The following is a 22,367-nucleotide window of genomic DNA, read 5'->3' as shown; positions in this document are numbered from 1 at the left end:
TACAGGCTTTCATTATACGCTGCCTTTTTGATCATAGGCACCAATTATTTTTGCAACGAGCGGGTGTCTGACAACATCGGCCTGATCCAGATAATTAAATCCGATTCCAGGAACACCCTTCAGTATCTTTTGAGCCGCTACTAAACCTGACTCCATTCCTTTAGGAAGGTCAACCTGACTCTGGTCACCTGTGATCACCATTTTAGAGCCGAACCCAAGACGGGTCAGAAACATCTTCATCTGGGCATAAGTTGTGTTCTGAGCTTCATCCAGGATTACAAAAGCGTCATCTAATGTACGCCCTCTCATGTAAGCGAGGGGTGCAATTTCAATCACACCTCTCTCAATGAATCGCTGAGTCTGCTCTGTGCCCAAAACGTCATGAAGTGCATCGTATAATGGTCTTAAATAAGGATCTACTTTTTCCTTCAGGTCCCCCGGAAGAAATCCAAGACTTTCTCCCGCCTCAACAGCAGGTCTGGTTAAAATAATCTTTTTTACCTTGTTGTTTTTCAACGCATGTACAGCCAGCACAACTGCAAGATATGTTTTCCCTGTTCCTGCAGGACCGATTCCGAAAACGAGGTCTTTCTTCCGAATTTCATTAATGTATTGGCGCTGTCCCATCGTTTTAGCACGAATTGGTTTACCTTTTGCATTTTTAGTAATTTCCTCATCATACAATTCATCGAAGTATTCAATCGTTCCGCGATGTGACATCTGAACTGCATAGATGACATCCCTCTGACTGATTTGAACTCCTTTTCTAATTACACCAAGAAGTTGGCTGATCACGCTTCTGGCTTTTTCAATGTCTTCATTCTTGCCTGTAATACGCAAGGATTCTCCGCGTGAGATAATCGATATATTTAAATCTTCTTCAATTGTTTTAAGATGTGTGTCAGAATTCCCAAAAAGCTGTACAGCCTCATTCGGATCTTCCAAACTGATATCTACAGTAATACGTTCTTCAATCATTCGCGTGTCTCCTCAGTAAAAGGTTTAGTTTCTGCTATATTTTCTATAACTTGATAAAATATTGTTAATTTAACTTTACCATTCTCAATATCTTCATGCAAAATTTTCTCCTCAAGAATCTGCCCGTTTCCGTCTGTTACAGAAAGTACATCTTTTGCTGCAATGGTGGTTAACACTTCTTTATATTGATCACTTGTTAATGTCATCTCCTCTTCTGACACCTCTTTATACTCCTGCTTTATGATTTGAAATGGTAACTCATATCCAAATAATGTGAACCGCTTTTCGTCTGTACTTCTGATCTGCCTGTTATACTCATCTCTTTCAAGAGATACAAAAGGTGTAGTAAAAGAGTCAATTTTCAGTGCATATTTGTTGTATGTTTGTCCTGTGAATTTATTTCCTTTCTTTATTTGAGGCATACTTACGTTTACTGTATACCATGTCAAAGCTTTTACAGTACCTTTTGCCGTCACAGCTTTTTCATAACCTTCTCTGCCAATATATCCCGAAACAAGAATCTCTCCCTTAGATACAACTTCATCCCTTTTGACAACGGGCGTGCCGGAACTGACTGATATAGTGTGAACGGTACCTGTTTTTGAAGCAACAAGGTGCGCATTCTTTTCATCTTCCTGATCAGCAAGAAAATCCTTTTCTCTTAGTGATACGATTAATTTAGAACCTTTCAATTCAAAGTCCGTCCAGGAAAGTTGCTCTATTTCTTTATACAAAATGGCTGCACTTTCCTGATTCGATAACAGATCTGAATGACGAATCCCTGTCCTTACTCCATTTTTCGTTAATACTTCAGCTGCTTCACTCCTGATTTCAGGATTAGCACCTGTTATGTCTATTGTCCATATGTATTGAAAAGCATTTAAGAAAATGATGAGAGAAATGAAAAACGCCATGACAGATGAGATGTTTGATTTTAAAGACGTAAGAATTTCACTATTTTTACCTTCCCGGCTCAATGAAATACTGCAGCCGGTATGACGTGCTGCTTTTCTTAGCTTATGAAGTTCTGAATAATGCATAACAAATGTCATATTTCCCGAATCATTCACAATGTCCTTTAAGTGAATACGATCTATCAGCAACCTGCTTAATATGAGACTGCCGTTTTCCCCCTTAATTTCTACTCTTACACGTAACAGCTTTTTAATCATCATGCTGACCATTAAAAAGTATTTCTTTAATGTCTCCGGAAACAGAAGCATATTCATTTGTAAGGCTGCTGACCATTAAATGCTCTCCTGCAATTGTTATCACTCCTGACTTAACGTAAAACTTTATTGACGAGCTGGCATAATGCATTAACCCTTTATGATTTTCTATTTTCACTGTTTTAATTGCCACCCATTCGATCCTGGGCAAATCTGTTATTAGATCTTCAGGCAGGTTCAGCCAATCGGCAGCACGGTTTAACCATTGTTTTTTAACCATGTAAAAAACCCCCTCCATTTAAGAATATGTCTTAAATGAAAGGGGCATAACCTTATATTCGATTACCATGTCTGCGCTTTGACCTTGGAGGTCCAAGAACTTCTGAAAATATAATCCCATTCACTATATCTCTGGGCTGTAATTCTTTATTGATCGTGATATCAGACTCTTTAATTGGATCAGCCTTCTTTTTTAAATGACTCTTTCTGCTTTCCCCAGAGATTTCTGCGGCGGCTAACGGTTCAGGCTGATTGCGCGGCGGTCCCTGATCTCGTTTTAACTGCCGTTGTCTTGGAGCCTCTTCCGACTTATTTTCAAATGTTTTTCTTTGCTTATCATATTCTTCAGCAAGCTCTTTCGCATGTCTGTCAAATGTCTCTTTGAGATTCCTTGGTTTCGACACTGTAGGTTTTTGAGTTGGCGGTTTTTCTGCAGGCTCCTGCTGTTTCTTCTGTTTATTTAGAAGACCGATTACACCTGCAATAATTGCCATTATGATAATTTCCACGGAGTCAGCCTCCTAATGTTAGTTTCTGCTGTCACCCTTGTCATCTTTGTTACCTGTGATCTTACCAATTGAGTCTCTCATATCAGTGTCCGCATCAATGTTTTTAATATTCATATAATCCATCACACCAATGTTACCTTCGCGAAGTGCTTCTGCCATTGCAAGTGGAACTTCAGCCTCAGCCTCCACAACTTTGGCACGCATTTCTTCAACTCTTGCTTTCATTTCCTGTTCTTGGGCAACAGCCATCGCTCGACGCTCTTCTGCTTTCGCCTGTGCAATATTCTTATCTGCTTCAGCCTGTTCAGTTTGAAGTTCTGCACCAATATTTTTGCCGATATCAACGTCAGCAATATCGATCGATAGAATTTCAAATGCTGTACCGGAATCTAATCCTTTGCCCAGCACGGTTTGTGAAATCAGGTCAGGATTTTCAAGAACCTTCTTGTGGTTATCACTTGAACCGATTGTACTTACAATCCCTTCACCTACACGGGCTACAATTGTATCTTCACCTGCACCACCAACAAGTCGTTCAATGTTCGCACGCACTGTAATTCTTGCTTTTGCTTTTACTTCAATTCCGTCCATCGCGACACCGGCGATAAATGGTGTTTCAATCACTTTTGGATTTACACTCATTTGAACTGCCTGAAGCACATCACGGCCAGCAAGATCAATTGCTGCACATCGTTCAAATGCCAGTTCAATGTTTGCACGCTGAGCTGCAATTAAAGCGTTTACTACCCGGTCAACGTTACCACCGGCAAGATAATGACTTTCCAACTGGTTAATGCTAACGTCCACACCGGCTTTATGTGCTTTAATCATTGGGTTAATGACACGACTTGGAATAACCCTTCTCAGTCTCATCCCGATCAGTGTGAAAATACTTACTTTAACACCTGCTGCTAATGCCGAAATCCATAGTGCTACTGGTACAAATGTAAACAGTACACTAAGGGCAATAACTGCAGCTACTACAACAATGATTAACGTAATTGCTTCTGTCCCCATTCCATTCACTCCTTAAAATTTATCTGTTTCTCTAACGACAATGCGGGATCCTTCGACTTTAACGACAATTACTTTTTGATCCTTATTTACGTATCCGCCTTCACTCACAGCATCAATTCGTTCCTCATCAATGATGATTGTTCCTGAAGGGCGCAATGCAGTTCTGGCTATGCCAGTTTTCCCAACCAATTCATGACGATTCACATTTGATACGTAACCGCTTTCGGTACTTGTAGAATCACTTAATATAATTTTCTTTAACAGGTGAAGGTTTTTACCTAAGAATTTCACCATAATCACCATCCCAATTACTGCGACTAAAAGCGCCACAGATAATGCAATACCCATAAATGCGATACTCTCTCCTGCAAGCAGAATACTGATCACGATTGCAACCAGCCCCGCTATTCCGAGTATGCCGCCCGGTACAAAGAACTCTGCGATAATCAATCCGACACCAACCAGGAATAGAATAAGTACTTCCATACCAGCAAGCCCTGCTATCAAGTGTCCGAAGAAAAACAGCAGCAGCGCACCAATTCCCATTGAACCTGCAATACCAAAGCCTGGAGAATACAATTCCAATACCAGTCCCAGACTCGCTACTGAAAGCAGTATTGGGACTACAATTGGATTGGTAATAAATCTTGCAAGGTTCTCAGTAAAAGTAGGTTCAATTGAGATGACTTCAGCATCCTCATAACCGAGAGAAGCTATCAGGTCATCGAGATTATCATGAGTACCTTCAGAATAGCCAAATTCTTCAGCATCTGCCGGTGTGAATGTTAAAAGCTCACCAGCTTCAACCAGACCATCTATTTCAATTGACTGGTCAACCATTGCTTCTGCATAAAGCGGATCACGATCCCTATCGGAGGATTCTGCCGCATTTTTCATTGCCGCAAGCCAGGAGCTTTGCGCTTTTCTGTCAGCATCACTTCCAGCACTTGTAATGACTGCCGAAGCACCCATTTTACCTGAAGGAGACATATAGATCTGATCAGCATATAATGCAATGTATGAACCAGCTGATAGTGCATTTGGATTGATAAAAGCAATTGTCTCGATCGTGCTGTTCACCATAATTTGTCCAATTTCTTCTGCCGCATTCACTGCTCCGCCAGGCGTATTGATATCAAGTATTAAGGCTTCCGCGCCATTCTCTTCCGCTTCTTCTATAGACCTTTCAAGAAAAGAAGCTAAACCTCTTTCAACTTCTTTCTTAACTGGCGCCACGTAAACTTTCTGACCATCCGCATCTGCAGGCTGCACAAACGAAAAAACTGATAGCAAAACAATAAAAGCAGCGAACATTTTCACTCCGATATGTTTCATCTTTCTCCCCCCTTCTATCTGCCCGTGACTGATCAGCAATTAATGACTTACTTACTATACGTATGTATTTCAGAAAGGTTTCATTTTTAACCTTTCTTTTATTTTGAATGTAAAATATAAAAAAATCAAGCCGCGTTACACATTGTGAACGCGGCTTGATTCGTCTGAACCTGAATAAACAAATTCAGTTTTATGATAAGTGCTGAAGTACCATTTTATTAATACGGGCTCCATCAGCTCTGCCTTTGACTTTAGGCATAATGCTGCTCATCACTTTGCCCATATCAGCTTTAGAAGTAGCATTTGTTTCATTGATCGTTTCGACTACAATGATTTCAAGCTCATCTTCAGTTAACTGACGGGGCATATAGGTTTCAATTAAGGCAATTTCATCAAGAAGTTTTTCAGAAAGATCATCTCTGCCTGCAGATTTAAACTCAGCATAAGAATCTTTACGCTGTTTTAGCTCGCGTGAAAGCACGGTAAGTTCTTCATCTTCCGTTAATTCACTGTGACCAAGTTTGTATCCCTCATTTTGCAACGAAGACTTAACCATTCGAATAACAGAAAGACGCTCTTTTTCCTTATTCCTCATTGCTGTTTTCATATCTTCATTCAGACGATCCAACATACTCACTTCAGACACCTGCTCCTATATTAGAATTTGCGCTTTCTTGCAGCTTCAGACTTTTTCTTACGCTTAACGCTTGGCTTTTCATAGAATTCACGTTTTCTGAACTCCTGAAGAGTACCAGCCTTTGATGTAGTCTTTTTAAAGCGGCGAAGAGCATCTTCGAGTGATTCGTTTTTACGAACGACCGTTTTTGACATCTCTAATTCCCTCCCTCCGAACACTACGCTTACATATTCAAGCAAAGAGAATAACAAAAGTGTATTCTTCATTGCATGCAGTAAGATAGGGATACTTACTGACATTCATGGGTATTCCCATGTACTTATACAGTATAAACCAACAATTTGTGCTGGTCAACAGGTTTTCGAAAGAATAAGAAGCCTTTTCAACTCATTTTTGTGAGATGAAAAGACTTCGAGTTTAAGTGACGACTTTTTGACTGAAAATTAATCTTAATAATCGCTGTCTGCAGTTTCACCTTGAATAATTTTAATACCTGCGCTCGCACCAAGACGTGTAGCACCAGCATCGATCATCGCTTGTGCATCTTCAGCTGAACGTACTCCACCTGATGCTTTTACGCCAAGATCAGGACCGACAGTTTTTCTCATAAGCGCGATATCCTCAGGTGTTGCACCTCCACCAGAAAATCCGGTAGATGTCTTAACAAAATCAGATCCTGCTTCAACAGCCAGTTCACATGCTTTTACTTTTTCATCGTCAGTAATAAGAGATGTTTCAATGATTACTTTCGTTAACGCCTTACCTTTAGCAGCAGCTGTTACCGCTTGAATATCCTGCTTAACAGTATCAAAATCTCCGCTTTTAAGTGCACCAATATTAATGACCATGTCTACTTCAGTAGCTCCGTCTGCAATTGCCTGCTTTGTTTCAAATGCTTTTGTTTCAGCAGCAGAAGCTCCTAATGGAAATCCGATTACTGTACAGACTTTCACATCTGTTGTATTCAGCAGTTCGCTTGAAAGTTTAACCCAGTATGGATTTACGCAGACGGACATAAAGCCGTGTTCTGCAGCTTCTTCACATAGTTGAGTAATTTGTTCTTTCGTTGCATCCGGCTTTAAAAGTGTATGGTCGATCATTTTTGCAATTGAAGTCATCGTTAGTTCCCCTTTTCGTTTAGATGTACGTACCTATTTTAACACGGTTACGGAAAAAATCCTATTAAATCGAAAGAAAAACTCTGCAAAAGCAGAGTTTCAGACTGTTAATTCTTCATCTTCAAGTACTCTTACGAATTCTCCTTTGTTGTAAGGATACCCTGATTCCGTAATTTTTACTTTGACAAGTTTGCCAACCATGTCTTCTGTTGCAGGAAATACGACTTTTAAATAATTGTCAGTATATCCAACATACGTTGACCCGGTGGAATCTTCTTTGAATCGTTCTTCAGGAATCACTTCAAGCACTTCATCCTGATAGTTGGATGAGTACTCTTTAGCAAGCTGATCAGATAAAGAAATCAATCTGTGAACGCGTTCGTTCTTAACTTCTTCATCAACCTGGTCATCCATTCGTGCAGCCGGTGTACCGGTACGTTTTGAATACGGAAAAACATGAAGTTCAGAGAATTTCTGCTCACGGATAAAATTATACGTTTCCATGAACTCTTCTTCTGTTTCACCCGGGAACCCGACTATGACATCAGAAGTAACTGCCAGACCAGGAAGAGCTATTTTAAGTCTTTCAAGTCTTTCAGCGAAAAACTCCATCGTATATTTTCTTCTCATTCTTTTCAGCACAGTATTCGAACCTGATTGAAGCGGAATATGAAGATGGTTTACAACCATTTTTGATCGATCAATCACTTCTATTACTTCATCGGTCAGCTGACTGGCTTCAATTGATGAGATGCGGATACGCTTAAGTCCTTTTACCTGAGTTTCTAAATCAGTAAGTAGCATGGCGAGGTTATAATCCTTCATATCTTCACCATATCCGCCCGTATGAATTCCTGTCAGGACGATTTCCTTGTAGCCTGCCGCTACTAGCTGCTGTGCCTGTTTTACAACTTCTTCAGGATCTCTTGAACGCATCAGTCCGCGCGCCCAAGGAATGATACAGAACGTGCAGAAATTATTACAGCCTTCCTGAATCTTAAGTGATGCACGCGTTCTATCAGTGAAAGCAGGCACGTCAAGCTCTTCATAGACACGGTTTTTCATAATATTCGTTACACCATTAATCGGCTGTCGCTCTTGTCTGTATTGCTCGATATAATCAAGCATCTTCGTCCGATCCTGTGTCCCTACAACGATATCTACCCCGGGAATCGCCATAATTTCAGCCGGAGAAGTCTGTGCATAACAGCCAGTTACACAAATGACAGCATCCGGATTTTTACGAATTGCTCTTCTGATTACCTGACGGCTTTTTTTATCACCAGTATTCGTTACTGTACATGTATTAATTACATACACGTCTGACGGCTGCTCATAGTCCACCCTGTCGTAACCGTTAGATTTAAACAGTTGCCAAATCGCTTCTGTTTCATAATGGTTTACTTTACATCCCAAAGTATGAAATGCGACTGTTCCCATTTCTTCACCTCATTAATTCAAAATGATAGGAAATCGCAGCCAATATGTATAATGGTGCGGTTTCAGTTCTTAATATTCTTGGTCCTAAACCACAGCTGACTGCTCCATCTGCAATGAATGTTTCAACTTCAGCTTCAGATAATCCGCCTTCAGGTCCGATTATTACAAGCATTCTGCTTCCGGGTCTAAGTTGATTTAGTAGCTTTGTGAAATTAGATGTTTCCCCTGCTTTTGCATCTTCTTCGTACGCCATCATGATAGCATCATATTCATGAAAAGACGAACGTAATTGATTCAGTTTAACTGGCTCCTCTACAGCTGGAATGACCGAGCGATGAGATTGTTCGGCAGCTTCTTTTGCAATTTTGTTCCAGCGTTCGGCTTTTTTCTTACCTTTCTTTTGATCCCACTTCACGATTGATCGCTCTGCGCTGAATGGTTTCAAACTGTATAGGCCAAGCTCAGTCGATTTCTGAATCACATATTCAAGTTTATCACCTTTGGGCAGGCCGTGCGCAATCGTTACTTTGACTGGAAGTTCGGATTGATGCTCAATTTTATGAACCGGTTTAGCACGCAGATAGGAATCTTCAATATCTGTGATCTCAGATTCAAAAACGTCTTCAGAAGTGAACACTGCGATGAACCTGTCCCCCGCATTCATACGCATGACACGCACAATATGTTTGTAATCTTCTCCATTTATGATAAAAAAGCCGTTTTCATCCACTTTATTTTCGATAAAATATCGCTGCATCTAGTTTCACTCTTCCGGTTTAGTAGCAATGATAGCTACCCAGTCTTCCATTGTCATGACTTCATCAATTTCAAAGCCTGCGCTCCTCAGCGCTTCTTTCACAATGTCTTTTTTCTGCTTAATAATGCCTGAAGTGATAAAAGTGCCGCCTGGTCTGGTCAACGAATACGCATCGTCAGTAAACGTCAGAATGACTTCAGCAAGAATATTCGCTACGATCACATCGGCCTGTTCTGTCGTGCCGCTCAAGAGATTACCCTGTGTAACTGAAACAATATCCTCAACATTGTTGAGCTTAATATTCTCCAATGCTGATTTTACCGCAACTTCATCCAGATCAAGTGCATGTACAGAATCGGCTTCAAGTAAAGCTGATGCAATACTCAATACGCCTGAACCCGTTCCAACGTCAATCACAGTATCCCCTTTTATAACCGTTCGTTCCAAAGCCTGAATACACATTACAGTAGTCGGGTGTGTACCTGTACCGAATGCCATACCCGGATCCAATTCAATAATACATTCGTCACTCGAAACCCTCTCATAGTCTTCCCAGGTAGGAACGATTGTGAATGTAGATGAGATTTTTACAGGGTAATAGTATTTTTTCCAGGCAGTTGCCCAGTCTTCTTCATTTACTTCACTGACTTCAACCTTATTTTCACCTATATCGATGTTAAATGATATGAGGTTACTGATTTCCTGTTTGATCCCGTCCACTGCCTCAGCTAGAAAGCTGTTAACCGGCAAATATGCTTTAACAATTACACCTGAGTCAGGATAATCTTCAGGATTCAGATCATAGATTTCACCGAATTGGTCTTCTCTGTCTTTTAACAGTTCACCCGGATCCTCAATGACAACCCCGCTCGCGCCAGATTCATGCAAAATATTGGAAATCGGTTCTATCGCTTCATTCGTTGTATGAATACTTATTTCTGACCACTTCATCAGACCAGCTCCATTTCACATCAGGCTGCAGGGACAATACAAGTTGTCCCTGCAGTTCAATGTTTATTATTCACCTTTAAATGCACGCTTCACTTTTTCGAAGAAGTTATCATGCTGTTCATCGGGCACTTCACCACTGATCTCCGCAAATTCTCGCAGCAGTGTTTTTTGTCTGTCTGTCAGTTTCTTAGGCGTAATGACTTTTACGCGGATATGCTGGTCTCCCTGACCATATCCGTGGACATTTTTAACACCTTTACCTTTAAGACGGAAAGCTGTTCCAGACTGAGTTCCTGCCGGAAGCTTCCACTTCACTTTACCATGGACTGTTGGCACTTCAAGTTCATCTCCAAGCGCTGCCTGAACAAATGTAATCGGCATGTCGAGGAAAACGTCATCGCCTTCACGTTCAAATATCTCATGCGGTCTTACACGGAATACAACATAGAGATCGCCTGGGGGTCCACCATTTACACCTGGTTCACCCTGACCTGCAACTCTCATCTGCTGACCGTCGTCAACACCGGCAGGAATTTTAACATGGATTTTCTTGCGTTTTTGAACTTTGCCCTGTCCACCGCACGTTGTACATTTATCTTTAACAAGTTTGCCTGACCCTTCACAATGGTGACAGACTCTTCTGTTCACTATGCGTCCAAATGGAGTCTGCTGTTCAACATTTAACTGGCCTGAGCCATTACAGTGGTGACATGTTTCAGGTTTTGTTCCCGGTTTCGCACCGTCTCCCCCACAAGTTTCACACTGTTCTTCTTTAGGAATTTCAATATCAGTTTCTTTACCGAAGACTGCTTCCTCAAATTTAATTGCCATCGTGTATTGCAGGTCATTCCCCTGTCTTGGCGCATTTGGATCACGTCTTCTTCCGCCGCCGCCAAAGAATGAACTGAATATATCTTCAAATCCGCCGAAGCCGTCAAAACCGGCACCGCCGCCAAAGCCCTGATTTGGATCAGTATGGCCAAACTGGTCATAATGCGCTCGCTTCTGATCGTCACTCAGTACTTCGTATGCTTCTTTCACTTCTTTAAACTGTTCCCCGGCATTCTCATCTTTATTAATATCCGGATGATACTTTTTGGAAAGCTTACGATAAGCTTTTTTAATTTCTTCTTTAGAAGCACCCTCAGATAGACCAAGCACTTCATAATAATCCCGTTTACTCATAATTCCACTCCCCGGTCCTTTTGCATAAAGGTTATTTTATCATTTTTTCAAGTGCCCTTGCAATGGCAAAGAAAAAGCCAAAGCACCGTGACTTTGACTTTTTCTATCTTTTGAAATTATTTCTTGTCGTCGTCTACTTCTTCAAAGTCTGCGTCAACAACGTCGTCTTCAGCATTTTCGCCTTCAGATTGCTGCTCAGCTTCCGCTTTCTTAGCAGCTTCTTCGTACATTTTCATTGAAAGTGCCTGTAAAATTTCCTGAAGTGCATCTTTCTTCGTCTTAATTTCTTCAAGCTCATTCTTTTCAATCGCTTCTTTCAGCTCATCACGCGCTGCTTCAGCTTTCTGCTTTTCTTCTTCATCCACATTTTCACCAAGATCAGATAGCGTTTTGTCTGTTTGGAACACTAGCTGGTCAGCTTCATTGCGCAGTTCAGCTTCTTCTTTACGCTGTTTATCTGCATCAGCATTTTCTTCAGCCTCTCTTACCATACGTTCAATATCATCGTCTGAAAGTGAAGTAGAAGATTTAATTGTGATCTTCTGTTCTTTACCAGTACCCAGATCTTTCGCACTTACATTTACGATACCGTTTTTATCGATATCAAATGTAACTTCGATTTGTGGTACGCCGCGTGGTGCCGGCGGGATATCTCCAAGTTGGAAGCGGCCCATTGTTTTGTTATCCGCTGCCATCGGGCGTTCACCCTGAAGTACGTGGATATCAACTGCGTTCTGGTTATCAGCTGCAGTGGAGAATGTCTGTGATTTTGATGTCGGGATTGTCGTATTACGCTCAATCAGAACTGTAGATACGCCACCCATTGTTTCAATACCAAGTGATAGTGGTGTTACATCTAAAAGCACAACATCTTTAACATCACCAGTTAACACACCACCCTGGATTGCTGCACCCATTGCGACAACTTCATCAGGGTTAACGCCTTTAGAAGGCTCTTTACCAGTTTCTTTCTTAATTGCTTCCTGTACAGCAGGGATACGTGTAGATCCCCCTACAAGGATTACTTTATCAATTTCAGAAGCAGACATGCCTGCATCTTTAATCGCCTGACGAGTTGGTCCCATTGTACGTTCAATTAATGAAGAAGCAAGCTCTTCAAACTTTGCACGAGTCAGGTTCATTTCAAGGTGAAGAGGACCTGATTCTCCAGCTGTAATAAATGGAAGTGAAATCTGAGTTGATGTTACACCAGAAAGATCCTTCTTGGCTTTTTCAGCAGCATCTTTTAAACGCTGAAGAGCCATTTTATCTTTTGAAAGATCAATGCTGTTTTCTTTTTTGAATTCTGCTACTAAATGGTCAATTACTACCTGGTCAAAGTCGTCCCCGCCAAGACGGTTATCACCAGCAGTTGAACGTACTTCGAATACGCCGTCTCCAAGCTCAAGGATAGATACGTCAAATGTACCGCCACCAAGGTCATAAACAAGGATAGTCTGATCTTCTTCCATCTTATCAAGACCATATGCAAGTGCTGCTGCAGTCGGCTCGTTGATAATACGTTCTACTTCAAGTCCTGCGATCTTCCCAGCATCTTTTGTTGCCTGACGTTCAGCATCGTTAAAGTAAGCAGGAACTGTAATAACAGCTTTCGTTACTTCCTCGCCAAGATAGCTCTCTGCATAACCTTTTAAGTATTGTAGAATCATTGCAGAAATTTCCTGAGGTGAATACTCTTTACCTTCTGCTTCTACTTTATGGTCTGTACCCATGTGTCTTTTCACAGACATAATTGTGTTAGGGTTTGTAATTGCCTGACGCTTCGCTACTTCCCCTACCTGCTTTTCACCATTTTTGAATGATACAACTGATGGTGACGTACGGTTACCTTCAGGATTAGCAATAACCTTTGCTTCTCCACCTTCAAGTACTGACACACAAGAGTTTGTTGTTCCTAAGTCAATTCCGATAATTTTACTCATTTTAAATTCATCCTCCCAAATACAATTATTCGTTTACTTTAACCATTGAAGGACGAATCACGCGGTCCTTCAGTTTATAACCTTTTTGTAATTCTTCAACGACTGTGTTTGATTCAGCACCTTCTTCTGACACCTGAATGACTGCCTGATGAAGATTTGGGTCAAACTGCTGACCTACTGATTCAATGATTTCCACACCTTCAGCCTTCAAAGCTTCCAGCAGACTTGAATGAACCATCTCCATGCCTTTTAACAGCGACGCTGATTCATCGTTCGTCGTTTCTATGTTAAGCGCGCGTTCAAAATTATCCAGTGCAGGCAGAATCCCTGTCACGATATTTTGAGCACGATACTTTTGTGAAATTTCATTTTCATTTTGAATACGGCGTTTGTAATTATTGAAGTCCGCATGAAGCCTTAAATATTTGTTTTCAGCTTCTTCTGCTTTTTGCTGCCAGTTTTCTTCAGCAACTGTTTCCTGCTCAACTGACTCTTCGACCGTATCCTGCTTGATCTCTTCTGTAGCTTCCTGCTGTAAGTCTTTTTCTGACACGATCTTTCACCTCCTTGAAATGCATTCCCTTTTAAAACAGCCCTAAACGCTTTAATTTTGCTTTCACAGTAAAAAATGCACTGCCGGGGGTTACGCCCCAAAGCAGGCATCTATTTATCATCAGCATCGTAAAAGCTTGATAATGCTTTGGATAAATCCAGACTGATTACGTTTAACAGACTGATTACTCTTGAGTACTCCATTCTGGTCGGTCCCAGGATAGCGAGCGAGCCGCTTTGACCTCCAATGACAGGAAATGAAGCAGTAATGAGAGAAATATCTTTGAGTGCTTCATTATTATTCTCTTTACCGATTCGTATCTGAATGCCGGAACCACTGTTTTCTTTAATAAGAGGATAAAGATAATCTTCCTTATCAATCACATCCATCAGCATTCTCAGCTTATCGATATCATTGAATTCAGGCTGATTCATCATATTCATCTTACCGCCAAAGAACAGTTTATCGTGAACCGGAACGTTCATGATCTGCGCAAATGCTTCAATCATCAAATCATAATTCGCGATATGACGCTTTAAGAACAATGCGACTTCTCTGTACATCTTGTCATGCAGTTCCACCAGTGGAGTACCGGTTAATTTATCATTTAAAATCTTGACCATCCGCTCAATATCTTCCGGATTCAAACCAGGAGGGATTGTAAATCTCTTGTTTTCAACGTGACCAGTGTCAGTCACAATGATTGCTATTGCACTATCCTGATTCAGTGGAATAATTTGAACGCTTTTCACTTTGTTTTCATGATGGTCAGGTCCCAGTACAATGGATGTATAGTTGGTCATTTGTGATAAAATCTCAGCTGATCGCTGGACAACATTTTCAATTTCTAAAATCCTGTCAGCAAAAATCGACTGAATCTGGGACATATCTTTTTTCTTAAGTGCCTGAGGCGAGAGCAGATGATCCACATAAAAACGATATCCTTTTTCTGATGGAATGCGACCCGAAGATGTGTGGGTTTTTTCTAACAACCCCATTTCTTCAAGGTCATACATTTCGTTCCGGATTGTTGCAGAACTGTATGGGATATCATCTTTTTTAGACAGACTTCTCGAGCCTACCGGCTGGGCAGAGCGAATAAAATCATCAATAATCACTTGAAGTATAAGTAATTGCCGACCTGTTAACATCTTTTATCACCCCTGTTAGCACTCGCTAATCTTGAGTGCTAAATCTATTTTCTAAGTTATCAAATGATGATTTTACTGTCAACGAGTATGCACTATTTTAATCCAAGAAATGATTGAAAAACTTCATTTCCAAGAAATCTGCCTTCCTTAGTCAGCCTGACATGTCCATTTTTCTCTTCAAGCAGGTTTTTATTGATCATTTCTTTTAGTGGTTCTTCAAATATATTCTTCATGTTAATACCGAATTTCTTTTCAAATACCTGTAATGAAACCCCATTTGTTTTTCTTAATCCAAGAAACATTTCCTCTTCCATTTTTTCATTCAGCGTTACTTCAGAACGGTGAAATACAGGCAGCTTTTCTTCTTCTAGAGACTGAATGTATTTGGAAACCGGACCAATATTCGAATAGCGAACACCATTTACATAACCGTGAGCCCCCGCCCCAAAACCATAATACGATTCGTTTTCCCAATAAGTCAGGTTGTGAATGCTTTCATATCCAGTTTTGGAGAAATTACTGATTTCGTATTGTTCAAGTCCTTTTGCTGCCATTTTGTTCATAAGTGAATCGTACATGGCTGCTTCAGTATCCTCACCCGGTAAAGGAAGACGACCTTTTCTCATCAGATTATAGAAAACAGTTTTCGGTTCCACGATCAGTGAGTAACCTGAGTAGTGTGGTAATTCCAATTCAAGCGCGCGATCCACCGTATCTTCAAAGTCACTCAGTGTCTGTTCAGGTAATGCATAGATCAAATCAATACTAATATTTTCAAAACCTTCATCCTGAGCCTGAGTAAGTGAACGGTAAACATCCTCAGATCTATGGTTACGGCCAATTTTTTCAAGAAGTCTGTCATTGAAAGATTGAACACCAAAACTGAGTCTGTTAACACCATGGGACTTCAATACGCTGATCTTATCTTTACTCAGATCACCAGGGTTTGCTTCAAAGGTATATTCAGTTGAGTCCGTAATATTGAAAACAGACTGGATGCCTTCACAAAGCTTTTCCAGCTGCGCTGCGTTTAATGCAGTTGGTGTCCCTCCACCTACGAATATGCTCTTCATGGGTTCATTACTTTTATGGACTGATTGCATTTCTTTAATCAGCATATCCAGATAAGTGTCAACCGGCTGATTTTTCATAAATACCTTATTAAAATCACAGTAGTGACAAATATGATGACAAAACGGAATGTGTATATATACTGCTGATGTCATATTTCCCCTCATTCCTTTAACACAGAAAAAGGGACGTTTTCTGCTATTGGCAGAACCCGTTCCCCTATCAAACGTGTAAAATTATTTTTCATCCTCATCCATCTGCAGGACAGCCATAAAGGCTTCTTGAGGAACTTCGACAGATCCGACCATCTTCATACGTTTCTTACCAGCTTTTTGCTTTTCAAGCAATTTTCTTTTACGTGAGATATCTCCGCCGTAACATTTAGCCAGAACATTTTTACGAATTGCTTTAATAGATGACCGCGCCACTACCTTATTCCCGATCGTTGCCTGAACCGGCACTTCGAACTGTTGACGGGGAATTAGTTTCTTCAGCTTTTCTACAATCAGCTTGCCGCGTTCATACGCAAAATCATTGTGTACGATAAAGCTAAGCGCATCTACTTTTTCTGAGTTCAATAAAATGTCCATTTTCACAAGTTTCGATTCGCGATAGCCGATTAATTCATAATCGAATGAAGCGTATCCTTTTGTACTGGATTTAAGTTGGTCAAAGAAATCGTAAACAATTTCAGCGAGCGGGATTTCATATACGACATTCACTCGTGATTCATCCATATATTCCATGTCAATGAAATTACCCCGTTTTGACTGGGACAGTTCCATTACCGGACCAACATAATCATTTGGAACCATGATTGTTGCTTTAACATATGGTTCTTCCACATGATTAACTGATTGTGCATCCGGCATCGCTGAAGGGTTGTCCACTTTTACATGTTCACCGTCTGTAAGGTAGACATCATAAATTACACTTGGCGCGGTTGTAATAAGATCAATATTAAATTCGCGTTCAATACGTTCCTGAATGATTTCCATATGAAGTAATCCAAGAAATCCACAGCGGAATCCAAAACCGAGCGCCTGCGAAGTTTCCGGTTCGTACTGAAGCGCAGAATCATTCAGTTCTAGCTTTTCAAGCGCATCACGAAGGTCAACGTATTTTGCAGTATCAATTGGATAAAGACCGCAATATACCATTGGATTAAGCTTGCGGTAACCTGGAAGCGCCTCTTCAGTCGGTTTGACCGCGCTCGTAATCGTATCACCAACGCGTGTATCACTCACATTTTTTATCGCTGCTGTCAGATAACCAACATCACCGACTGTCAGTTCATCCTGAGCTGTAGCTTTCGGTGTGAAGACACCAATTTCATTTACTTCGAACTCTTTCCCTGTAGCCATCATTCGCACTTTGTCTCCAGGCTTTACTCTGCCTTCTACAATTCTGATATAAGCAACAACGCCTCTATATGGATCATATAAAGAGTCGAAGATCAGTGCTTTTAAAGGCGCATCAGGGTCTCCTGTTGGAGCAGGTACTTTTTCTACGATCTGCTCAAGAATATCCTCAATACCAATTCCTGCTTTTGCAGAAGCAAGCACTGCCTCCGAAGCATCCAGACCAATTACGTCTTCAACTTCCTGACGTACGCGTTCCGGATCTGCAGCAGGCAGATCGATCTTATTTATAACCGGCAGTATTTCAAGATCATTATCAAGGGCAAGATACACGTTAGCAAGCGTTTGAGCTTCTATTCCCTGTGCAGCATCCACTACTAGGATCGCACCTTCACAAGCTGCAAGACTCCGTGAAACCTCATAGGTAAAATCGACGTGCCCCGGCGTATCAATCAGGTGAAAAGTATATTCCTCTCCGTTTTTAGCCTGATATTTCAATTGTACTGCATTTAATTTGATTGTAATCCCACGTTCTCTCTCAAGATCCATAGAATCAAGAAGTTGAGCTTTCATTTCACGCGAAGTCAATGCTTTAGTCTGTTCAAGAATTCTGTCAGCTAAAGTTGATTTCCCATGATCAATATGGGCAATAATTGAAAAGTTTCTAATGTTTTTTTGTCTATTTCCACGCTGTTCCTGATTCATTCAATGTCCACTCCTGTTTTTTCGACGCAATTGTACTAGCGTAAAGTATATCAGTTAAACAGGCGTGTTTCAATTGCATCCTTTATGGCGCACTGACTGGTTCAGACTCCAGCATGTATTCACTCATCGCTTGTGTGAAGATTTCAGTTGTCGCTTCCAGTTCCTCGAACTTATTATCAACGCCTCCAAGCTCAAGTAATACCGACCTTGGTGATAAATCCTGATTAAATTTCCCGTTTGTGTGTTCTCCTTTTTTTACATACACACCTCTTGAGATCCCCGGGACCTTCTGGTTAAGGCGTTTATGGAGCTCTTCAGCGATTTTTGTGTTATCTGCACTTCCTTCGTGCTCTCCTCCTACAACAAACGCGACTTTAGCATATACGTTTCCTTCATGATTTAAAGTTGTGGCTTCCCTTCTGAGTGAATCTCTGTGTACATCTATAAAATAATCCAATGTATCATTAGAGCTCATCGCTTCCTGGACAACATTTCTTGACGCATCGTATGCCTGCCAGTAATCTGTTCCACTGTCTTTTAACTGAGCGACAATATCGGTCGTATCTACTTTGACAGGTATACCTTTTTGATTAAAAGACTGTTTAAAATACTGACCGGTTTGTGTAATATTCACTTTTGAATGATGCGCCAGATTGGGATTTTTTGTTTCAGGTAAATAGGGTAAAAAAGATTCTCTTGAGTGAGTAAAGTATATAAATACACGGGGATCATCAGATTCTTCCGTTTCAACAGTGCTTTGATTTAATTCTACGGCCTCACCTTCTTCATCGCTGAAAAACCATTCGGAAGGTGGTACGGATTCCGAAGGTGCCGGAAACTCATTCGCAGCCACTTCACCGGTGAAACCCTCCATTGCGAGCCAGTTTACCGGATTAAATACTGTATTTGATAAAGTGTCCCAAACCTCTTTTAATTCATCCTGGGGAGTCAGATAGGCATATTCAGTCTGGAGCATTAAATATGTAATGCTTTGCGGCAGCTCATCCGGCAAATTAAATGAAAAGGATGAAATTTCCTGTTTCACATTCGGCAGATAAAGCCCCGCAGTCATAACAGAAATTAGCAGGAGAAATGTTTTTAGAAATAGATTAATTGAATACATTGTCTGCGTTTTTTTCACCAGGCCACCTCCTGATTGAAATCTTTTTGCAGTATATGCATCAATGATTTATTCAGAACGTTCTTCAGGGTGGTGAAGTGCGTGATCAAGTGCAGACGCAAGCATATCTGATGCCTGTTTAATATAAAGATCCGTCTCCTTCGGTGTAACAATTAAATTCTGACCAATAGGAGACAGAATTTCTCTGAATAACTTTTGCTTCTCATCTTCATCAAGCTCACCGATTAAACCGAGATATGCACTTTTTTCATGAGGCTCAGCTTCATTTTCATCTAACTCTTCAAGGGAAGGCTTCGTCATAAGAAGTGAAGATGGCTTCTTATCCTTTTTACTTTTCATCTTCAACGTTTTTTCAAAATAATCGAGCGTATCCTGTGTAATCGAAGCAGCATCTACAACGGTTGGTATACCGATTGCAATGACTGGCACGCCAAAAAGTTCGCTGTTTATTTCCTGACGATTGTTCCCTACACCGGCCCCAGGGTTAATTCCGGCTGAGGAAATCTGAACGGTTGTATGAAGGCGAGAAGCCGATCTGGCAGCAAGCGCATCAATGACGATCACAGCGGCAGGTTTGAGCTGTTCAATGACCCCTTTTAGCGTTGCAGCAGTTTCCATGCCTGTCAGTCCCATCACACCGGGTGCAAGCGCAGCAGTTCTCCGGAAACCTCCTTCTACTGCCTGTGGCTCAAATTCAAATAAATGATTGGTCACAAAAACCTTCCTGCACACATCGGGACCGAGTGCATCAGGTGTAATCTGCCAATTCCCTAATCCTGCAATAAGAATTGGACCCTCTTCGCTGATATTCATCTTTTCAAGAAATGATCTGATCACATATGAAAGTGCAGTTGAAGCTTTTTCAATCCATTCTTCATTTTGTGTACGAAGCTGAGGTGCTTCAAATGTCCAGTAATCACCTTCCTTTTTACCAGTAAAAGCTGCGGCAGCTTTATTTACATTTATTTTTTTTAAGGTAAATTCATTAATTTCTTCTTCTTCAACAATAAGCTCATGATCCTGCTCATAAGACAGTGCTTCATAAGCTTCAAGCGCCAGGTCTGTACGAAAAGCCATATCTTTCTCCCCTTTTCACATTTTTATATATCATGGTTCTAACTCTCCTTTTCTATCCTTTAGTTAAATAATTATTTTCCTTGCTATTGCATTCTTGTGGTCCGTTTGATAAAATATCCCTTGTTCTAATGTAATTGAATCTAACCGGTTTTTGATAAGAAACCGTATGCCTTTAATGGCGTGAATCATGTAAATCGAGTTTTTAATAGTCCTCGATTCAGTTCGGGAGGTGACATAAATGCCAAACATTAAATCTGCTATCAAACGCACAAAGACAAATGCTGTCCGCCACGAAGCGAACATTCAGCAAAAATCATCTATGCGTACAGCGATCAAGCGTTTCGAAACTGCTGTTCAGAATGATTCTGACAACAAAACAGAATTGCTATCAAGCGCTGTAAAACAGCTTGACAAAGCTGCACAAAAAGGGCTTATTCACAAAAACAACGCAGACCGTCAAAAGTCTCGTCTAACGAAAAAGCTTAACGCGTAATTTTAAAAAACCGCTGCTCAATTTGAGCAGCGGTTTTTTTATCAACTGACGAGTTTTGGAAGTTTGGTTAAGAAAATTTCTATAATCATGTCTTTTCTTCCTGATGAAGATTTTAAGGAAAGATCGCATTCAGCCATTTCGAGCATAATGGTTTTTAAATGTTCATTTTGCAACTTAGCTGCATGCTGACCTGCCAGCTTCACTCTGAAGGGATGAACTTTTAATCTTGATGCGATTTGCTGCTGACTGAAGCCTTTCCCGCTCATGTTCTTCACTTGATAAATCAGTCTGAATTGGCCGCTTAATAACGCGAGCAACTTAAGCGGTTCTTCTTTTTGTCTGAGCAGATCATGATAAAGTTCTATCGCCTGTGCAGTACGTCCATTTAACGTATACTCAATCAGATCAAACACATTATGTTCAACCGATTTCGGTGTAAGCAGTACGACATCCTCATATTTAATCATATCTGAACCCTCTGCATATAAAGCGAGCTTGTCAATTTCTCCGGCCAGCATGAAGAGATTCGTGCCTGCAAGGACCGTCAGTTTTTCAACAGCCTTATCTTCAATTTGAAGTCTGTGATCAGCCACCTTGCTTTTAATCCACCCTTTAATATCATTGACAGTTAATTTCTTCGCTTCAATCACAGTCGCATTTTTTTTTGTTAATTTGGTAATTTTCTTCCGCTCATCCAATTTTTCAGCAGGCACATGAATCACCATTACAGTGTACGGAGCAGGCGACTGCAGATAAGCTTCTAATACATCTGTTACCTGTTTTCCTTCTTTTTTCTTTTCAGCTGTAAAAAACATCGCGCCATCAACGAAAACTAATCTTCTTTCACCCATAAAAGGAAATGATTCTGCATCTTCTACTGCTGCCTCCAGGCTTGCTTCATCCGCGAGGTCATGAAGAGAAAAGTTAAAGTCCATTTCGTCTTCGGGTACGACATGCTGTATAAGAAGCTGTTTCGTTTCGTGAAGCAGATACTCTTCCTCACCGTACAATAAATAAACGGGAGAAAACTGTTGTTTTTTTATTGCATTCCACTCTTTAATGATCAATTGAATCCGCCTCGCTTTAGTATGTATCTCCACTATTGTATAGGAAAACTTAACACCTATACAACAGTGGAAAGGGCAGGGGTAAGCTGCCTTATATAAACACTGACCAAACGGGCCCGGGATACCGTCTGAGCAGTAGTTTACGCTTGTGAATGTAGTATTTGTATCAATTTATGAATTATTTGTGATATGCTGATATTTGTAAGGAATTTTATATGGTAACTATGGATTTTTCTAAAATGATGCACTATACTAAAATTGTATATAGGAGGGGTAACCATGAACGAATTCGAACAGAATGTACAATCGAAACGAAACGACCTGATTGATTCCGGCGTAGCATTTATTGTATCATTTGGATTTTTCGCAGCACTATTCGCAGTTGGAACAATTATCTCAGTCGTGGGATCCTAACTTTTGAAGAGCCTTT

At 40.7% G+C, this 22,367-nt stretch carries 23 protein-coding genes; 2 read left to right on the top strand and 21 right to left on the bottom strand.

Annotation, left to right across the window (positions count from 1 at the left end):
* Window positions 1-12: 12 nt before the first annotated feature.
* The 20 genes from E2626_RS10665 to gpr form a co-directional block, all read right to left on the bottom strand.
* Window positions 13-978 carry a PhoH family protein gene (locus E2626_RS10665; protein WP_134381733.1) on the bottom strand — a complete coding sequence of 322 codons (966 nt, stop codon included), beginning with the start codon at window positions 976-978 and terminating at the stop codon, window positions 13-15.
* Window positions 975-2,207, bottom strand: coding sequence for a sporulation protein YqfD (locus tag E2626_RS10660; RefSeq protein ID WP_134381732.1), 1,233 nt, complete (start codon window positions 2,205-2,207; stop codon window positions 975-977). The genes E2626_RS10665 and E2626_RS10660 overlap by 4 nt, the downstream gene beginning before the upstream one ends.
* A complete protein-coding gene (locus tag E2626_RS10655; protein ID WP_166786794.1) occupies window positions 2,143-2,427 on the bottom strand; it encodes a YabP/YqfC family sporulation protein in 285 nt (94 codons plus the stop codon). The genes E2626_RS10660 and E2626_RS10655 overlap by 65 nt, the downstream gene beginning before the upstream one ends.
* A gap of 52 nt (window positions 2,428-2,479) precedes the next feature.
* Window positions 2,480-2,935 (bottom strand): hypothetical protein, encoded by a 456-nt coding sequence (locus E2626_RS10650; RefSeq protein ID WP_134381730.1) that lies wholly within the window; start codon window positions 2,933-2,935, stop codon window positions 2,480-2,482.
* Between the two features lie 18 nt (window positions 2,936-2,953).
* Window positions 2,954-3,952, bottom strand: coding sequence for a flotillin-like protein FloA (gene floA, locus E2626_RS10645; protein WP_134381729.1), 999 nt, complete (start codon window positions 3,950-3,952; stop codon window positions 2,954-2,956).
* Window positions 3,953-3,964: 12 nt separating this feature from the next.
* The gene (locus E2626_RS10640; RefSeq protein WP_134381728.1) at window positions 3,965-5,287 is read right to left on the bottom strand and encodes an NfeD family protein; all 1,323 of its coding nucleotides are present in this window, start codon (window positions 5,285-5,287) and stop codon (window positions 3,965-3,967) included.
* A 190-nt stretch (window positions 5,288-5,477) separates the two neighbouring features.
* Entirely contained in the window at window positions 5,478-5,924 is a 447-nt protein-coding gene (locus tag E2626_RS10635; RefSeq protein WP_134381727.1) for a GatB/YqeY domain-containing protein, read from the bottom strand.
* A 20-nt stretch (window positions 5,925-5,944) separates the two neighbouring features.
* Window positions 5,945-6,118, bottom strand: coding sequence for a 30S ribosomal protein S21 (rpsU, locus tag E2626_RS10630; protein ID WP_039809800.1), 174 nt, complete (start codon window positions 6,116-6,118; stop codon window positions 5,945-5,947).
* 255 nt (window positions 6,119-6,373) lie between these two features.
* Window positions 6,374-7,042 carry a deoxyribose-phosphate aldolase gene (gene deoC / locus E2626_RS10625; RefSeq protein WP_134381726.1) on the bottom strand — a complete coding sequence of 223 codons (669 nt, stop codon included), beginning with the start codon at window positions 7,040-7,042 and terminating at the stop codon, window positions 6,374-6,376.
* 99 nt (window positions 7,043-7,141) lie between these two features.
* A complete protein-coding gene (gene mtaB, locus E2626_RS10620) occupies window positions 7,142-8,482 on the bottom strand; it encodes a tRNA (N(6)-L-threonylcarbamoyladenosine(37)-C(2))-methylthiotransferase MtaB (protein ID WP_134381725.1) in 1,341 nt (446 codons plus the stop codon).
* A 4-nt stretch (window positions 8,483-8,486) separates the two neighbouring features.
* Entirely contained in the window at window positions 8,487-9,239 is a 753-nt protein-coding gene (locus E2626_RS10615; protein WP_134381724.1) for a 16S rRNA (uracil(1498)-N(3))-methyltransferase, read from the bottom strand.
* 6 nt (window positions 9,240-9,245) lie between these two features.
* Window positions 9,246-10,190 carry a 50S ribosomal protein L11 methyltransferase gene (gene prmA, locus E2626_RS10610; RefSeq protein WP_134381723.1) on the bottom strand — a complete coding sequence of 315 codons (945 nt, stop codon included), beginning with the start codon at window positions 10,188-10,190 and terminating at the stop codon, window positions 9,246-9,248.
* Window positions 10,191-10,256: 66 nt separating this feature from the next.
* Window positions 10,257-11,375 carry a molecular chaperone DnaJ gene (dnaJ, locus tag E2626_RS10605; RefSeq protein WP_134381722.1) on the bottom strand — a complete coding sequence of 373 codons (1,119 nt, stop codon included), beginning with the start codon at window positions 11,373-11,375 and terminating at the stop codon, window positions 10,257-10,259.
* A gap of 116 nt (window positions 11,376-11,491) precedes the next feature.
* Window positions 11,492-13,318, bottom strand: a complete 1,827-nt coding sequence (dnaK, locus tag E2626_RS10600) for a molecular chaperone DnaK (RefSeq protein ID WP_134381721.1) — start codon at window positions 13,316-13,318, stop codon at window positions 11,492-11,494.
* 25 nt (window positions 13,319-13,343) lie between these two features.
* Complete coding sequence (gene grpE, locus E2626_RS10595) at window positions 13,344-13,874, bottom strand: nucleotide exchange factor GrpE (RefSeq protein ID WP_134381720.1); 531 nt, start codon at window positions 13,872-13,874, stop codon at window positions 13,344-13,346.
* A 107-nt stretch (window positions 13,875-13,981) separates the two neighbouring features.
* Window positions 13,982-15,022, bottom strand: coding sequence for a heat-inducible transcriptional repressor HrcA (hrcA, locus tag E2626_RS10590; protein WP_134381719.1), 1,041 nt, complete (start codon window positions 15,020-15,022; stop codon window positions 13,982-13,984).
* 92 nt (window positions 15,023-15,114) lie between these two features.
* Window positions 15,115-16,248 carry a radical SAM family heme chaperone HemW gene (gene hemW, locus E2626_RS10585; protein ID WP_134381718.1) on the bottom strand — a complete coding sequence of 378 codons (1,134 nt, stop codon included), beginning with the start codon at window positions 16,246-16,248 and terminating at the stop codon, window positions 15,115-15,117.
* An 81-nt stretch (window positions 16,249-16,329) separates the two neighbouring features.
* Window positions 16,330-18,159, bottom strand: coding sequence for a translation elongation factor 4 (gene lepA / locus E2626_RS10580; protein ID WP_134381717.1), 1,830 nt, complete (start codon window positions 18,157-18,159; stop codon window positions 16,330-16,332).
* Window positions 18,160-18,241: 82 nt separating this feature from the next.
* Window positions 18,242-19,300, bottom strand: coding sequence for a stage II sporulation protein P (gene spoIIP / locus E2626_RS10575; RefSeq protein WP_134381716.1), 1,059 nt, complete (start codon window positions 19,298-19,300; stop codon window positions 18,242-18,244).
* Window positions 19,301-19,348: 48 nt separating this feature from the next.
* Window positions 19,349-20,377, bottom strand: a complete 1,029-nt coding sequence (gene gpr / locus E2626_RS10570) for a GPR endopeptidase (protein WP_134381715.1) — start codon at window positions 20,375-20,377, stop codon at window positions 19,349-19,351.
* Window positions 20,378-20,615: 238 nt separating this feature from the next.
* Between gpr and rpsT the strand changes: the two genes are divergently transcribed.
* Window positions 20,616-20,870 carry a 30S ribosomal protein S20 gene (gene rpsT, locus E2626_RS10565; protein WP_134381714.1) on the top strand — a complete coding sequence of 85 codons (255 nt, stop codon included), beginning with the start codon at window positions 20,616-20,618 and terminating at the stop codon, window positions 20,868-20,870.
* A 41-nt stretch (window positions 20,871-20,911) separates the two neighbouring features.
* Here rpsT and holA read toward each other — a convergent pair whose 3' ends face one another.
* Complete coding sequence (holA, locus tag E2626_RS10560; RefSeq protein ID WP_244094295.1) at window positions 20,912-21,937, bottom strand: DNA polymerase III subunit delta; 1,026 nt, start codon at window positions 21,935-21,937, stop codon at window positions 20,912-20,914.
* Window positions 21,938-22,216: 279 nt separating this feature from the next.
* Between holA and E2626_RS10555 the strand changes: the two genes are divergently transcribed.
* The gene (locus tag E2626_RS10555; protein ID WP_134381713.1) at window positions 22,217-22,351 is read left to right on the top strand and encodes a YqzM family protein; all 135 of its coding nucleotides are present in this window, start codon (window positions 22,217-22,219) and stop codon (window positions 22,349-22,351) included.
* The last annotated feature ends 16 nt before the right edge of the window (window positions 22,352-22,367 follow it).

The sequence above is a fragment of the Jeotgalibacillus salarius genome (genome assembly GCF_004405125.1).
Taxonomy (GTDB): domain Bacteria; phylum Bacillota; class Bacilli; order Bacillales; family Jeotgalibacillaceae; genus Jeotgalibacillus; species Jeotgalibacillus salarius.
The sequence above is the reverse complement of the archived record's forward strand: the minus strand, read 5'-3'. Positions and strand labels throughout refer to the sequence as shown.

What these genes read in the sequence shown, in the direction of transcription:
- E2626_RS10555 (WP_134381713.1), top strand. Translation starts at nt 22,217, where the DNA reads ATGAACGAATTCGAACAGAATGTACAATCGAAACGAAACGACCTGATT.
- E2626_RS10660 (WP_134381732.1), bottom strand. Translation starts at nt 2,207, where the DNA reads ATGAATATGCTTCTGTTTCCGGAGACATTAAAGAAATACTTTTTAATG.
- dnaJ (WP_134381722.1), bottom strand. Translation starts at nt 11,375, where the DNA reads ATGAGTAAACGGGATTATTATGAAGTGCTTGGTCTATCTGAGGGTGCT.
- rpsU (WP_039809800.1), bottom strand. Translation starts at nt 6,118, where the DNA reads ATGTCAAAAACGGTCGTTCGTAAAAACGAATCACTCGAAGATGCTCTT.
- deoC (WP_134381726.1), bottom strand. Translation starts at nt 7,042, where the DNA reads ATGACTTCAATTGCAAAAATGATCGACCATACACTTTTAAAGCCGGAT.
- E2626_RS10615 (WP_134381724.1), bottom strand. Translation starts at nt 9,239, where the DNA reads ATGCAGCGATATTTTATCGAAAATAAAGTGGATGAAAACGGCTTTTTT.
- hemW (WP_134381718.1), bottom strand. Translation starts at nt 16,248, where the DNA reads ATGACATCAGCAGTATATATACACATTCCGTTTTGTCATCATATTTGT.
- rpsT (WP_134381714.1), top strand. Translation starts at nt 20,616, where the DNA reads ATGCCAAACATTAAATCTGCTATCAAACGCACAAAGACAAATGCTGTC.
- hrcA (WP_134381719.1), bottom strand. Translation starts at nt 15,022, where the DNA reads ATGTTAACAGGTCGGCAATTACTTATACTTCAAGTGATTATTGATGAT.
- E2626_RS10665 (WP_134381733.1), bottom strand. Translation starts at nt 978, where the DNA reads ATGATTGAAGAACGTATTACTGTAGATATCAGTTTGGAAGATCCGAAT.
- floA (WP_134381729.1), bottom strand. Translation starts at nt 3,952, where the DNA reads ATGGGGACAGAAGCAATTACGTTAATCATTGTTGTAGTAGCTGCAGTT.
- dnaK (WP_134381721.1), bottom strand. Translation starts at nt 13,318, where the DNA reads ATGAGTAAAATTATCGGAATTGACTTAGGAACAACAAACTCTTGTGTG.
- gpr (WP_134381715.1), bottom strand. Translation starts at nt 20,377, where the DNA reads ATGGCTTTTCGTACAGACCTGGCGCTTGAAGCTTATGAAGCACTGTCT.
- lepA (WP_134381717.1), bottom strand. Translation starts at nt 18,159, where the DNA reads ATGAATCAGGAACAGCGTGGAAATAGACAAAAAAACATTAGAAACTTT.
- E2626_RS10655 (WP_166786794.1), bottom strand. Translation starts at nt 2,427, where the DNA reads ATGGTTAAAAAACAATGGTTAAACCGTGCTGCCGATTGGCTGAACCTG.
- mtaB (WP_134381725.1), bottom strand. Translation starts at nt 8,482, where the DNA reads ATGGGAACAGTCGCATTTCATACTTTGGGATGTAAAGTAAACCATTAT.
- E2626_RS10640 (WP_134381728.1), bottom strand. Translation starts at nt 5,287, where the DNA reads ATGAAACATATCGGAGTGAAAATGTTCGCTGCTTTTATTGTTTTGCTA.
- prmA (WP_134381723.1), bottom strand. Translation starts at nt 10,190, where the DNA reads ATGAAGTGGTCAGAAATAAGTATTCATACAACGAATGAAGCGATAGAA.